10 protein-coding genes are annotated in these 14612 nt (G+C 55.2%); 5 read left to right on the top strand and 5 right to left on the bottom strand.

Features of this window, described 5'->3' with window-relative positions:
• The first annotated feature begins 74 nt into the window (after positions 1 to 74).
• From ABJI30_RS06670 to ABJI30_RS06655, 4 genes are all read left to right on the top strand, one after another.
• Complete coding sequence (locus ABJI30_RS06670; RefSeq protein WP_348016405.1) at positions 75 to 2204, top strand: PQQ-dependent dehydrogenase, methanol/ethanol family; 2130 nt, start codon at positions 75 to 77, stop codon at positions 2202 to 2204.
• Positions 2205 to 2427: 223 nt separating this feature from the next.
• A complete protein-coding gene (locus ABJI30_RS06665) occupies positions 2428 to 2766 on the top strand; it encodes a P-II family nitrogen regulator (RefSeq protein WP_348016404.1) in 339 nt (112 codons plus the stop codon).
• Positions 2767 to 2811: 45 nt separating this feature from the next.
• Positions 2812 to 4224 (top strand): type I glutamate--ammonia ligase, encoded by a 1413-nt coding sequence (gene glnA, locus ABJI30_RS06660; protein ID WP_348016403.1) that lies wholly within the window; start codon positions 2812 to 2814, stop codon positions 4222 to 4224.
• Between the two features lie 162 nt (positions 4225 to 4386).
• A complete protein-coding gene (locus ABJI30_RS06655; RefSeq protein WP_348016402.1) occupies positions 4387 to 4848 on the top strand; it encodes a hypothetical protein in 462 nt (153 codons plus the stop codon).
• Here the strand turns inward: ABJI30_RS06655 and ABJI30_RS06650 are convergent.
• Both ABJI30_RS06650 and ABJI30_RS06645 read right to left on the bottom strand, forming a co-directional pair.
• Positions 4842 to 9032 carry a translocation/assembly module TamB domain-containing protein gene (locus ABJI30_RS06650; protein WP_348016401.1) on the bottom strand — a complete coding sequence of 1397 codons (4191 nt, stop codon included), beginning with the start codon at positions 9030 to 9032 and terminating at the stop codon, positions 4842 to 4844. The genes ABJI30_RS06655 and ABJI30_RS06650 overlap by 7 nt on opposite strands.
• Positions 9032 to 11170, bottom strand: a complete 2139-nt coding sequence (locus ABJI30_RS06645) for a BamA/TamA family outer membrane protein (RefSeq protein ID WP_348016400.1) — start codon at positions 11168 to 11170, stop codon at positions 9032 to 9034. The genes ABJI30_RS06650 and ABJI30_RS06645 overlap by 1 nt, the downstream gene beginning before the upstream one ends.
• A 212-nt stretch (positions 11171 to 11382) precedes the next feature.
• Here ABJI30_RS06645 and ABJI30_RS06640 point away from each other — a divergent pair, with 212 nt between their 5' ends.
• Positions 11383 to 11937, top strand: coding sequence for a hypothetical protein (locus tag ABJI30_RS06640; protein WP_348016399.1), 555 nt, complete (start codon positions 11383 to 11385; stop codon positions 11935 to 11937).
• 30 nt (positions 11938 to 11967) lie between these two features.
• Here the strand turns inward: ABJI30_RS06640 and ABJI30_RS06635 are convergent, their stop codons facing one another.
• Genes ABJI30_RS06635 through ABJI30_RS06625 form a run of 3 tightly spaced genes read right to left on the bottom strand, consistent with a single transcriptional unit; the run spans position 11968 to position 14535 of the window.
• On the bottom strand, positions 11968 to 12882 hold the full coding sequence (locus ABJI30_RS06635; protein ID WP_348016398.1) for a DMT family transporter: 915 nt from the start codon (positions 12880 to 12882) through the stop codon (positions 11968 to 11970).
• Positions 12883 to 12908: 26 nt separating this feature from the next.
• Positions 12909 to 13385, bottom strand: coding sequence for a thioesterase family protein (locus ABJI30_RS06630; RefSeq protein ID WP_348016397.1), 477 nt, complete (start codon positions 13383 to 13385; stop codon positions 12909 to 12911).
• On the bottom strand, positions 13375 to 14535 hold the full coding sequence (locus ABJI30_RS06625; RefSeq protein ID WP_348016396.1) for an iron-containing alcohol dehydrogenase: 1161 nt from the start codon (positions 14533 to 14535) through the stop codon (positions 13375 to 13377). Before ABJI30_RS06625 ends, ABJI30_RS06630 begins: the two co-directional genes overlap by 11 nt.
• Positions 14536 to 14612: the final 77 nt, after the last annotated feature.

The following is a 14612-nucleotide window of genomic DNA, read 5'->3' as shown; positions in this document are numbered from 1 at the left end:
GACCTACCGCCCCCTGTTTAGCTAGTCGATTAAACAGGGCAGAGACTATTAAGGTCCGCCGCGATGGGAGAGAGATGATGCGCAGGTTCGGACTCATGATTGCACCGCTTTTGCTGGTGGCTTGCCAAAGCCAGACCACGGGCGAAGAACAATCGGCAGATGCAGACGTCACAACAGAATGGAGCAATATCGGTTTTGATGCCAAGGAACAGCGTCACAGCCCGCTCACCCAGATCAACGAAAGCAATGTCGGTGAACTGGGTATTGCCTGGTTCAAAGACCTGCCCGATGCACGCGGTCAGGAAGCAACTCCGATTGTTGTTGATGACAAGCTTTATATCTCGACCGCATGGTCGAAAGTATTCGCGTATGACGCCAAAACCGGCAAGGAATTATGGTCCTATGATCCCGAAGTTCCGGGTGAAAAAGCGGTTGATGCCTGCTGCGACGTCGTCAACCGAGGCGTCGCAATCTCCCGCGGGAAACTGTTTTTTGGAACTATTGACGGACGGCTGATTGCGCTGGATGCCAATACCGGAGCGCGGCTCTGGGAGACCCAGACAACGGATAACAGCAAGCCCTACACTATTACCGGCGCGCCGCGGGTGGTGAAGAACATGGTGATCATCGGCAATGGCGGCGCCGAGTTCGGCGTGCGCGGATATTTGTCGGCTTATAATGTCAGCGATGGCGCAATGAAATGGCGTTTCTACACAGTGCCCAATCCGGAAGGAAAACCGGATGGCGCAGCCAGCGACGAAATTTTTGAGAAAGCCGCCAACAAGACCTGGGGCGAAGGCGAATGGAAAGAATCCGGTGGCGGCGGAACCGTCTGGGACAGCATCGTCTATGATGAAGATCTCGACCAGCTCTATTTTGGCGTCGGCAACGGCAATCCTTGGAACCACAGCTTGCGGTCGGGCGGCGAAGGGGACAATCTGTTCCTGTCTTCCGTCGTGGCGGTTAATCCCGATACCGGAAAATATATCTGGCACTATCAGGAAACACCTGCCGAAAACTGGGACTACACAGCCACACAGCATATCATTCAGGCCGAAATGGAAATTGACGGCCAAATGCGCAAGGTACTCTACCACGCGCCGAAAAATGGCTTCTTTTTTGTGATCGACCGGATCGATGGCACTCTGATCAGCGCGGAACCGTTTGTCGACGGCATAAACTGGGCAGATGGCTATGATCTGAAAACCGGTCGTCCGATTGAGACCGCGGCGGCGCGGTACAACAAGACCGGTGAGCCTTTCGTTTCAATACCCGGCGCGCTCGGTGCACATAACTGGCATCCGATGAGCTACAATCCGGCCACCGGACTGGTTTATATCCCCGCTCAGCAGATTCCGCAGGGATATGAGAATCCCACAACCGAACTCGACAAAAAACGGGAACGACTGGGTTTTAATGTCGGCATTGGCTGGGCGATCGGCCAATTGCCTGACGACAAGGATGTTTACAAAGCGGCAATTGCTGCGACGACTGGCAAGCTGGTGGCCTTTGATCCGAAGGCCGGGAAAGTGGCCTGGTCTGCCGACTATCCGGCCGCGTGGAATGGCGGCACGATGACAACCGCCGGCAATCTTGTGTTCCAGGGTACCAGTGTCGGTCTCTTCAAGGCCTATGCCGCCGATAGCGGCAAGGAACTGTTGAGTCTCGACATGCAATCGGGGATTGTCAGTGCGCCCTCGACATATATGGTCGATGGTGAGCAATATGTTGCCTTTCTGACCAGCAAGGGCGGGGCCTTTCCGCTGGTTGCCGGTGTCGCCGGCGGCGCATCGCGGCAAGTACCAAACATCCCCCGTCTGGTGGTCATGAAAATCGGCGGAGAAACCAAATTTCCCGAGCTACCCGAGAAAACTGAAGTCGAGTGGAACCCACCCGAACCAACCGGAACGCCAGAGCAAATCGCAGAAGGCAAGGCGCTCTACGGACGCTACTGTCTGGTTTGCCATGGCGACAGCGCAATCGGCAACGGCTTCACACCAGACCTGCGCGTTTCGGGTGTCCTGCCCAGCGCCGAAGCATGGGCTTCTATCGTACAGGGCGGACAACTCAAACAGCACGGTATGGTCGGCTTTTCCACCCAGGTCAGTGCAGATCAGGTGGAAGCCTTGCGGCACTATGTCATCGATCGTTCAAACTGGACCAAGGCCAATGTCGCAGAAGTCAGTGCTCCGGTCGCGCGATAGAAAAGCCAATTCGCCTGCCTAATTTTTAGGCGGACGGTCAGATTTCTGCCTGTTTTTTGAGCGGCATTGAAACTGCTGTGAATAGGCTTTAGCCTGCTTTTCAGCGATTCTTTAGACGATTCCTTTTTGGCATGGTTATTGAATCCCAACAGGGCAAATAGCGCCCGGCTCTGGTGCCGCATATGCACGCCATGGCTCAAGGGACACAGGGACGAACAAGAACATGAAAAAGATCGAAGCGATCATCAAACCTTTCAAACTGGATGAAGTCAAAGAAGCGCTGCACGAAGTGGGCGTTTCCGGCATCACCGTCACCGAAGCAAAAGGGTTTGGTCGTCAGAAAGGCCACACCGAATTATATCGCGGCGCCGAATATGTCGTCGACTTTCTTCCAAAAGTGAAACTGGAGGTTGTGGTTGATGACGCGCTGGCAGAACGCGTTGTTGAAGCGATTTCTTCCGCTGCCCAGACCGGCCGTATCGGCGATGGCAAAATTTTCGTGATGCCGGTCGAATCGGCATTGCGCATCCGCACCGGCGAGCGTGACAGCGACGCCATCTAACGATCCATCAGAAATTTATCCAAACCACAATCAAGGGACTTAAAAATGGGCAACAAACCAGCAGACGTCATGAAAATGATCAAGGAACACGAGATCGAATGGGTTGACGTACGCTTCACCGATCCACGCGGAAAATGGCAGCATCTTTCCATGTGTGCAGAGGTCATCGACGAAGACGTTCTCGAAGAAGGCTTCATGTTTGACGGATCTTCGATTGAAGGCTGGAAAGCGATCAACGAATCCGACATGATCCTGCGTCCCGATCTCGATGCTGTCTATATGGATCCGTTTTCAGCAACATCGATGATGATACTGGTCTGTAACATTGTCGAGCCAGGTGATGGCTCCCTCTACGGCCGTGACCCCCGTTCAACCGCAGTCCGGGCCGAAGCCTATCTGAAATCCAGCGGTATTGGCGACACGGTTTATGTCGGACCGGAACCGGAATTTTTCATGTTTGACGACGTGAAATTCGAAGACGGTTATGATCGCAGCGGCTTCAAGATTGATGACATCGAGCTGCCTACCAATACCGGCCGTGACTATGACATTGGCAACATGGGACATCGTCCCCGTGCAAAGGGTGGCTATTTCCCTGTCGCTCCGGTCGACAGCGCTGTGGACATTCGCGGCGAAATGGTCGCAACCATGTTGGAAATGGGCCTGCCGATGGACAAGCATCACCACGAAGTGGCGGCAGCACAGCACGAGCTCGGCATCACCTTTGGGACGCTGACCGAAACCGCTGACCGGACACAGGTCTACAAATATGTCGTGCAACAGGTGGCGCATGCCTATGGCAAAACCGCGACCTTCATGCCGAAGCCAATCAAGGATGATAATGGTTCGGGCATGCACACGCACATGTCGATCTGGAAAGACGGCAAACCGCTTTTCGCAGGCAATGAATATGCCGGTCTGTCGGAAATGTGTCTCCACTATATTGGCGGCGTGATCAAACATGCGAAAGCCTGTAATGCCTTCACCAATGCCACGACCAACAGCTACAAACGTCTGGTCCCCGGGTTCGAAGCACCTGTGCTGCTGGCCTATTCCAGCCGTAACCGCTCTGCATCCTGCCGTATTCCATACGGTGCCGGAGACAAGGCCAAGCGCGTCGAGTTCCGCTTCCCGGATGCTCTCGCCAATCCATATCTGTCCGCAGCTGCGCTGTTGATGGCAGGCCTCGACGGCATCGAGAATAAAATCCATCCCGGTGATGCCATGGACAAAAACCTGTATGATCTCCCACCTGCAGAGCTTGCCGAAGTTCCAACAGTTTGCGGTTCGCTCCGTGAAGCGCTGGAAGCTCTGGAAGCAGATCACGAATTCCTGCTCAAAGGCGATGTCTTCTCCAAAGACCAGATCGATGCTTATGCCGAACTGAAATGGGAAGAAGTCAGCCGGATGGAAACGACACCAAATCCGGTTGAATTTGACATGTACTATTCAGCCTGATCTTCGGGATCACACTGGATTAACAGCCCGGAGCAAGCGATTGCTCCGGGCTTTTTCGTCATTGTTGCGAATACCGGCTGTCTAATACCGGCTGTCAGTTGATATTTGGTGTTGGGCTCAGAACGGCTTGCCGATTCCAGAATCAACCTCCATGAGTGAGCCATGTCCAAGCAGGCTTCCAAAATCCCATATACGGCCATTGCGGCGATATTACTTGCTGGCTGCGGTGCGAAAAACATCTCGACCTCCGCGCCCGACACAAAGACCGCCGTGGCCGCGCAGAAAAACGGCCAGAGCGCTGCCGCTGACCAATTGCTCGGCCGCTATTATCTCAGAGGAGTCATGGAGACAGCATCCGGATTGGAACTGACGAAAGATGGCAAGTTTCGCTGGTACCTGATCGTCGGTGGGCTGGATGTTATCGGCAGTGGCTCCTGGGAGCTGACCGGCGACCGGGTCCGGCTTACATATGAGGATGTGAAGACCAATGGAGAGATACCGGAACTGACGGAAACGATACTCGCAATCTCTGGCAAAAACCTGAAACCGGTTGATGGTTCTTCCGGAGTTTATGTCCCAGCCAAGCCTGCCCCCACCTCGGGACCAGACGGGCAAACTCAATAATCCCGACTGATCTTCACATTCGCGCTCTGGCGCCCCAGAGTAGAGATACTCGACAGGATCGACAGCCATCGGGTGATCTGAAATTCGAGCCGGGTCGCACTATAGCCCTTGCCATCGGTGATCAGCTCCACATAGGCGCGCCGGGTTATATATTTACCCGCTGCAATCGATGTTCCGGATCCGGTATCCGTATCAGAAGGCAGAATCCGCAATCGGTCCAGCCCGACAGCCTTGCGGAGTTGATTGATTGGATCCAGACCGCCGCCGCTATTGAGTGATGCCACGGCTGCAGCGAGCTGGACAGCCTCCGGCGCGGAAAGATCCGAAATAGAAGCACCGAACAGGATGCGCGACAGCAGTTCATCTTCTGGCAAAGCGGGGATGCTGTTAAATGCAATCTCTGGCCGGTTCCCGGTTCCGGTCACGTTGATCGTTGCGCTGAGCCCTGTCAGATTCGCCTCCGCTTCAATATCCAGAACCGGGTCAGGTGGTTGACCGCCGACGAAACGAATGCGTCCGCGTTGCAACTGAAACCGCCGACCTGCAAAAGTATAGTTTCCGCGGACAAGGTTGGCGCTGCCGGTCAGCGCAAAATTGTCGACCGGTCCAGACACTTTCAACGCCGCCCGCCACTCGCTGCTCAAACCCAACCCTTCTACCCGGAGGCGATTGGGTGCATTGGCGTTCAGGGCAAATCGCCACGGCCGACTGCGCGCACGGCGCGGACGCTCATCGGCACGGCGGTTAATCTCTGTCACCTTGATCTCGGGCAAAGCCACGGTTTCCGAAGCCCGTCCAAATCTAAAAAAGCTGCGATTCAAAACGACATCACCTGTTATCAGCCCGCCATCTGCCGAACTGCGGATGTTGATCGGGCCGGTCACTGTCGCTGCGAAATCATCGCGGGCGATCAAGGCGGCCCCGTCCGCGATAATATCCATTTCAATACCGACGCCTTCCCCCGAAGCCGCTGCAAAATTGAAATTGCCATTCCCACTGACCGATCCCCCGCCCCGGGTCACACCCGAAATATTCGGCAGGACAAGGCGTGATCCGTCAAATTGACCGGCGGCCTTGATGCCGGAAATCACTGTCCCGGTGAGCGGGCTTTCCAGCCGGGCATTGCTCGTTTTAAGCTGTCCCTTGATCTGGGGATTGGCAAGTGTTCCGCCAACATCGGCACTGACAGCAACGGGGCCGGTAAGATCAAATGTTTCGACACCAGTCAGCCTCCACAGGCTTTCCGCTGTTCCGTTGAACCGCGCCTGGGCAAATAACGGCCGGTTCAGAAGCTCATCCTGCCAACGTCCGTTGCCGAGGCCGGTGACTCTCCCTTGAAACCGGCCAATCGTCTTGTTGGTCTGAGATTTGATTATTCCTCGGGCGGCTGCATTACGGGCGGAGATCGCGACGTTAAGCCCCAGATTGACCGGTGTGGATGTCAGAATCAGACCCGACCGGGTCAAGCCATCGATTTTCAGTTCCGCGTCGCCTACCGGCAACCGGCTTGCAGTCTGAGTCAGGTTGATCGACCCGCTGGCTTCTCCGCCGAGTTCGAGATCATCATAGGCAATATCCAGCAACGACAACGGCATTTTTGCAAGCTGCAATTGCAGCCGCGATGAGCCGCTACCCCATTTACCGGAAAAACTTGCTCGACCGGATCCATAAGTGATTGTCGCAGGGGCAGCCGCCCAGCCATCACTGGTGCGGCTTAATCGCAAAGGTCTTGTCAGTCGCAGAGCGCGACCTTCGAAAACCCCGTTCCCCGTCATCACATAGGAATCCGGTGTCACATCGGCCCGGGCCTGAAAATCAAATGTGCTTCCGCGAGTTCCCGCGATCGAGAATGTGGCCTGACCGCTGCCATCCGACAGTTTTGCGTTGCCCGCAACACGGCCAATCATTAAATCTCCCCTGCTGATGCCCTGCGCCCGGACGGTGGCCTGCACATCGGAACGTCCTTCCACCAGCAATATGTCCGCATCGACTGAACCGGTTCTGATCAAAATCGGAGGTTCGCCTTCAAACCGGGCATTTTTTGCTGTCAGCTGCACCCGGACCAGCTGCCGGTTTCCGGTGGCCTCGTCACGCCCGGGCTCGAACAGGACTGTCCCGTCGACGCCGCCGCCACGCACGTTCAGATTGCCAGCCAGCCCAAGCCGGGTCGGGCGAATGGTTCCGGTAGCCATTGTGTCAGAGACCAGCAAACGTTCAACGCGAATAACCGCATCCTGACCAGCACCGGCAACAATGATTCCTTCACCCGAAAAGGGCCCCAAAGTTGAACCGCCCGCGGTTGTGAAAGCAAATCCGCTATCGATCGGTTGCAAGTCGAGCCTCACCCTCGACAAACCGGCAGCGGGTAGCGGGCTATCCAGCACCAATGCGATTTCCGGACGATCGAGACGACCGGTCAATGCGACATCAAAATCACCATATTGATCATGTTTTCCGCGCCCGTCAAAAGCGAATTTGGCAGAATCCGTTTGCGCCCCGCCGCCACTAAATTGTAATTTCGGAGCCGTAATATCGAGATTGGTGAACCGTAACCGGCGGTTCGGACCCAGTCCGATCACCGTTCGCAAGCTCGGCAGGCCGCCGCCCAGTTCCCGCAGAAAGTCGTTGTCAAATCGGCGCAGTTGGGCGGCAACGGTGCCGTCCAGCGCCAGTCCTCCCGCTCCGGTTCCAATTGTCAAATCAGTTACAATATCCGCAAGCCCGATGCCGCGCACAAGAAATCCGGGAGCCTGCGCATCAAGATCAACCGCTAGCTTTCCGGTCGAGAACTCCATTTCAATATCTGCCGTGCCCTGCGCTGTGGCAGTTGCAAGATTTGTATCAGGCGCAAACAGCCTGCTGCCTTCCAGTCTGAAAAACGCCTTGCCGTTCAAGCCCGAAACAAGCTGTTTGATCAATTCCCCATTACCGATCAGTGATGTGATTTCGAACTCAACGGGAATATCCCATCCGCGCTGATCACGCTGGCCTTGTCCCTCGGCGCGAACACCGCTGAGCAGGCTCTTCCCGAAAGCCAGTTGTGGTGAGGTCAGTAAATATTGGTAACGCAAGGTTGCCATCGGACCATTGATGATGGCCTTGAGTTGCAAGTCCTGCGCCTTCATGCTCTTCGCCAGAGCAGCTGGATTGCGGACATCGATATCGACGCGCAAGGCATCCAGCCCATTTGCACGTGTATCAAATCCGCCTTTGGCCAGCAGCGTCGCTGCCGCAGAACGGGCCGCGGCATCAATTTGAACCAGCCCACTCTCGACCGTTGCCGTTCCGTTGATGGTCAGTTGCGGGCCGGCCAGATTTCTCGCCAAACCGGAGGGCAAAATTCCCGCCGATATTCTGCCATCATAGCCAAACAGACCATCACGAGCCGTCAAATCAAACTTGACCAAATTCCGTTCGGCGCCGTCGACCGACAAGTCGCCTTCCCATCTGTCCCAATCGCCCTCCCCGGCCAAGGTCAGGCTTGTATCTTCCTCCAGTCCCAAAAAAGAGGCAATTGCACCGGCCTTTGGGGCTGTAATATCCGCATCCAAATCCAGTTTCCGATTCTCTGGTTCTGCGTTCAGGGTCAAAACCAGCATGTCGCCGCTTTCGCTGGTTGCAGCATCAATATTGACCATCGCGCGGCCGGCTCGCACATCGATTGCGCCGGATATTTTTGCTTGCTGAGGGGTGCCGGCAATCGCCTTGCCCAATGCCAGCGCATCCGCATTAAAAGACGCGATGTAAATATCAAACTCTGGCAGTAACGGCTTGTCTTCGCCAGTATCAACAAGTTTGGGGAAGCGGTCGAGGCGCGCTTCGGATAATATGGCTTTCGAAATATTCAACTCGTTGAATATCCAGGCCGTCGGCTTCCAGTCGATGGTCGCTTCGCCGGCTTGAAAAAACATACCTTGCGGATCACTCAACTTGAGATCGACGATTTTCATCTCGCCATAGATGGAACCGTTTATGGCACCGATATCTATCTCCAGGCCGTCTTTGCGATCGAGCTGCTCGACTTGTGCGATTACGAATTCATGACCGTCTTCGCTATCCAGCCAGACGAAAAATCCAATCACCGCGACCGCCGCCAGTAGAAAAACCGAACCAAGAAAAATCAGAAAAGTGCGGCTGAGCAGTGGCCGCCGAGCCGCTGCCGATTTTTGGTTTTCTTCGGTCATCAGAATGCCTGACCCAAAGAAACGTACACCGCGATGCGGGAGTCTCCGGGCTGCCGGTTTATCGGAGTCCCAACGTCCACGCGGATAGGGCCAAAGTCGCTGTAATAGCGCACTCCGAGACCCGCTCCGTAACGCAAACCAGAAAAATCAGGCAGGGACTCGGTGTATATATTACCGGCATCAACAAACGGAACGATTCCAAAATTCCCCACACGAACGCGTGCTTCCAGAGAGAATTCGACCAGCGAGCGCCCACCCACCGGATCGTTGTTCACGTCGCGCGGTCCGATCCTCTGGAAACCAAATCCGCGCACGGATCCGCCACCGCCAGAATAAAGTCGGCGAGATGGTGCGATGCTGTTATTTCCTGCACCGGCAATCGAACCAAGACGCACCCGTCCCGCCAAAACAGCTTTGTCCGACGCCGGGAAATAGGCGCTGCCGTCAATCTGACTGCGAACGTAGAAAAAGCTGCCTGATTGCAGTGACGCTTCAGGAGCCACACGTGCGCCGATCCTGAAACCGGACTTCGGATCGAGCAGATTGTCGCTCGCGTCATATGTCACGGATGCCGGCAACGAGCCGATGAAAAACGTATCTCGTGATGTCGTCTGGATGGCACCGGTAATGTCGCGTTCCTGAGATGCGATCAGCTCTATGCCCGTCGACCAGCTCCACTTTTTCTGGTAAATCAGATTGCTCTGGCGTTCCAGACTTGCTCCGATTGAAAATGTCCGGGCTGTAAATGACGCGCGATCAATATTGCTGAGTGCGACACGGCCGTTGAGGACATTGTCACGACGCCGGAAGTTATTGCGACGGAAAATCATGCTTCCGGACTGTTCCTGGGTTGCGAGCACGCCGGTCAGGCGCATCAGTCCTTCCGGGGGAAAGAGGTTGCGATGCTCCCAGCTGACTTCCGCGCGCGCACCCTCGCCTGTTCCATAGCCCAATGCTCCGGAAATTGTCCGCAGCGGAGCGGGCGTCAAGCCAACGGCAATATCTACTTTCTCCGGGTCTTGGGATATTACGGGCTCTAGTGAAATGGTAGATACCAGCCCGGTCGAAATCAGCGCGCGACGCAGATCTTCGAGGTCCGATTGTCGGTAAAGCTCGCCTTCATTGAATCGCGCGATCAATTGTACATGTTCCGGTCCGAAAAGCTTTTCATCCTCCATGACGACCGATCCAAACTTGTAGCGATTGCCCGGTGAAACATTGACGACGAGATCGCCGTCACGTTCTGCATGATCGATCACCAGCTCTGGCTGACCCGTTTCGGCAAACGGGTATCCGTTCTCCTCCAGAGCAATATCAAGTTCTTTTCGCTGAGCTACCATTTCGTCGCTGTTGATGACATCACCTGCGCGGATATCAAATGCGTCACGCAGCAAAGCAGAATCACCTTCATGCGCCGCGGACAAGCCCGGCAGTGCGATGGTCGCGAATTTATATTGCGGTCCGGGAACCGTGTTTATGGTGATGATGACATCATTTGGATCGACGGTTGCTTCAACCGCCGCAAAGCGGGTGACGACGACTGCGTCATAATAGCCCTCAAACCGAAGAAGCCGGCCAAAGGTTTCCGCATCCGCTTCTGCTCGACGCTTGATCTGCGCAAAATTGGCTTCCTGACCGCGATATTGTTCCAGCGCGGAGACGGTTTCAAAACGGTCGATAAACGCATTGCCCAATTGCGGAGGCAAGCCCGCAAAAACAACAGTATAGCTGCTGTCAGCCAACACATTCTCGGGTTGGAAATTTTCGCTCAGTGCCGGGATCAGATCGTCACCGACAAGGATTGGTTCGCCTTCGATGGCGGAGTTGCCTTCGGCTTGCCCTTCTGAATCTTCAGATTCGACCGCACCCTCGTCGTCGGCGGGATCCACATCTTCCGGTTCCGCGATTTGATCTACGTCTGGCCATTCCACCCCAAAATCCGGAAAATCGGTCAGCGGCTGATCGGGGTCGAGGGGCTGTTCGTCCGGCAATTGTGCAGGAATAGCAGTTTTTGAATCATCTGGTGAGTTATCAAGTGTCTGTGCGAATGAGGCTGTCGAACCGACGACTGGCATCGCCGCGAAACCGGCCACGGCCAGCAACAGAAAAAGGCGGCAACGATACGCAGTCTGGCCCATAGCCCCGTCCTTAGCCGGTCGATCCTTCGGAAGCCAACAAAATTGCAACCGCTTGTTGTCAGGCTCGTTCTCGCTCGCGACAAACCGTGAATATGCAGGAATATGGCAGGTCCATTTGCAGATTTTAACCGCTCGTTAACCAAGTTCATCCATATTTCAAAATCACGTATGAACCGTATTTGATACGGGCAGGATTGAATGGGACACAAGTCATGTCGAACAAGCGTACAGTATTTACCGAAGCCGCACTGGTCGCCGCGGTTTTGACTGTCGGCATATCGGCTGCGGAAGCGGCTCGGGCAGCACCGATCGCCGCCAGCATGCAATCTGCCCCCGATCCGCGGGCAAATATCAAGATTGAAAGCCGAATGCAGGTCGAGCGAACCGAGACCGATGCATCCGGAACAACGATGACAAAACTCTATGCTCCGGCAGATGTAAAAGTCGTTCCCGGCGACAAGTTGATCATCATCAACGCCTATCGCAACACCGGCGCCACTCCTGTGACAGGATTTGTCATCAACAATCCAGTCCATTCAGCCGTGTCATTTACTGAGGTCAGTCAGAAATGGGCGGTCGTTTCCGTCGATAACGGCGTGACGTTCGGACAGTTGGGCAACCTTACGGTTTCAACGCCGGCAGCGGCTGGAACACCGATTTCCCGTCCGGCACTGCCTTCCGATGTTACGCATATCCGCTGGGTATTCACGGATGCGATCGCATCTGGTCAATCCGGTGAACTGAGTTTCCGCGGCACGGTCAAATAGACAGCCAGACTTCGCTGCAACCAGCGCGTTCTAAACTGCCGTCGTTTCGACATGAGCGACCGGCTTGTCCCGTCGGCTGGCCAATATACATCCGGCAACAATCAAAATGGTTCCGGAAATCGTCGCCAGTGTCACGGGCTCGTTAAAGAATATCCAGCCGAATATCGCTGCCCAGATAAACGCGCTATATTCGAGATTGATCAGGTTCTGTGCTTCCGCTCGGGCATATCCCCAGGCGATAAAGACGGCGGACAAAATTGACAAAATCGCAGATCCGCCGATCAATGGTGCAAATTCAGCATCGGGTACAACCGCAAAAAATGGCGCGACCAGAAGGAACGAAACTCCCACAATCAAATTTTGGGAGAAGCTGATTTCAATCGGATTGGCCAGCAAGGCCTGGCGGCGCTGAATGACCAGGTTCCCGGCATAAAGAACAGCCGACAGCAGGATGGCACCAATTCCCAGAGCGGAGTCTTCGGTATATCCCCCTTGCGCCCGTCCCAGAGCGATTATCAAGACACCGCCAAATCCGAGTATCGATGCCCAGATCGCGCTGCGCTGAATGGTCTCTCCCAGAAAAACGGCAGCGAGATAGAGCGCGATAATCGGGGCGATGAACGACAGGGCAATCGCTTCCGCCAGCGGAACACGTGCCAAGCCCCAGAAAAACAGGTAGGACATGAACACCACGATAATCCCGCGTTGGAGATGGATTTTGCGTGCAGCCTTGCCGGGCATTCTGGGCTGCCTTGCAAAATAGATAACCGATACGATCGCCAGGGATGTCAGGACCCGCCAGAGTATCGCGTTATAGGCTCCCAGTTCCATGCTCAGACTCTTCATCGCGACATCCATCATCGAGAATGTCAGCAAGCCAAACAGCACCGATCCCATCGGCATAAGCGGAGCGTTTTGCGGGTTATCGGATGGACGTGTCGACATGAAAGCCGCTATCGCCTGCGGCCTGACTATTGTCCAGCGGGTTCCTTTGAATCCGTCGGGATTGCTATTGATTCCAGCACCGATCGCAAGCTGTCCGGCAAGGGCACTGGTCGCCGGGACTGCCGGTCAACATAGACATGTGTGAAACTTCCCGCAGCAGAAGCCTCCTGCTCTTCTCCCCGAAACAGGCCAACTCCATAGGTGACACTGCTGTTGCCAAGACGATCGACTCTGATGCGCGCCATAACCTCGTCAGGAAAGGCGATCGGAGCGAAATATTCGCAAGCGGTCTGGACAACCAGACCGATGGTTTCACCGCCCGTAATATCCAGAACTTCCTGCTCAACCAGATAGCGGTTTACGGCCGTATCAAACCAGAAATAGAAAATCGCATTATTGACATGGCCATAAGGGTCATTGTCATTCCAGCGCGTTGTAATGGCTGATCCTGCGCGATAATCTGACCGAACCGGAATTGTGCGCGATACACGCTTACCAGGCATCGGCGTAAATCTTCCGGGCATCATCAAGAACGAGTTCGCGGGGATTATTGACCAGCAACCGGGTCTGCAGCATGGCGGCTTCGGCAAGTTCCTCCACGGCATCTTCCGATATCCCGACATCCCGCAATCGCCGCGGCGCGCTCACGGAAACCGCTAGCCCCTCAAGATAATCGATAAAGCTCTGGGCTCGGGCTTCTGCGCTGTTTGAACCCGTGCTGGGAATATCCAGTGCATTCGCCAATTCCGCATAGAGCGCGGCGGAAGCGCCAACATTAAACTGCATGACATGCGGCATCACCAGCGCATTGGATAGACCATGGGGAATGTGATAAATTCCGCCCAGCGGATAAGCCAGAGCGTGGATGGCTCCAACCGGACTATTGGCAAATGCCTGTCCTGCCAGCATCGATCCTCGCAGCATCGCTTCACGGGCAATCATGTTCCCGCCATCAAAACAGGCTGTTTCAATATGCGCCGTGAGAAGTTTTAGCGCTTCAATCGCCAGCATGTCGGACACCGGATTTTTCGCATTTCGGCCGGTATATGCCTCTATCGCATGGACCATGGCGTCAATTCCTGTCGCCGCCGTCACATCGGCGGGCAGGCCTGCGGTCAAGGCAGGATCCAGAAGCGCGACATCCGCAAAAAGATGGGGTGACACGATTCCCGCTTTGGTGGTTTTACCGGTGGTCAAAATGGAAATGGCGGTGACTTCGGAGCCGGTTCCCGACGTGGTCGGGATAAGCACGGTCGGCAATCCCTTGGCCGCGAGTAATCCGACCCCGTAAATGTCGGACAGCGACTGCGCGCCTTCAACCGCGAGCGCAGCGACGACTTTGGCGGTGTCGAGGGAACTTCCCCCGCCCAGGCCAATCACAATGTCGGCTTCGACTTCATGAGCCTTAGCAATGGCTTCTTGCACAATCGACTCCGGGGGATCGGCGATGACAGCGTCAAAGACAGCGGCCTTCAGACCCGCCTCTCCCAGCGCTGCCTCAACCGGCGCAATCAGACCGGCGGAAACAATACCCTTGTCGGTTACGATGAGCGGGCGGCTGGCACGTAGAGCAGCGATCTGGTCCGCCAACAGTGAAAGACAACCCTCGCCAAAATGAAGAATTGGCACGGTCTGGAACGTAAAATTTTTCATGTGCCGGGGTTTTGCACCGTTGCCGACAAATCGCAACCGGCTTGTGAACCGTCACAAAAAAAGGGGCCGGAAAATCC

Origin of the sequence: Parasphingorhabdus sp. (assembly GCF_039968395.1) — a bacterium.
Lineage (GTDB): Bacteria > Pseudomonadota > Alphaproteobacteria > Sphingomonadales > Sphingomonadaceae > Parasphingorhabdus.
This window is presented reverse-complemented; position numbering and strand designations above follow the sequence as displayed.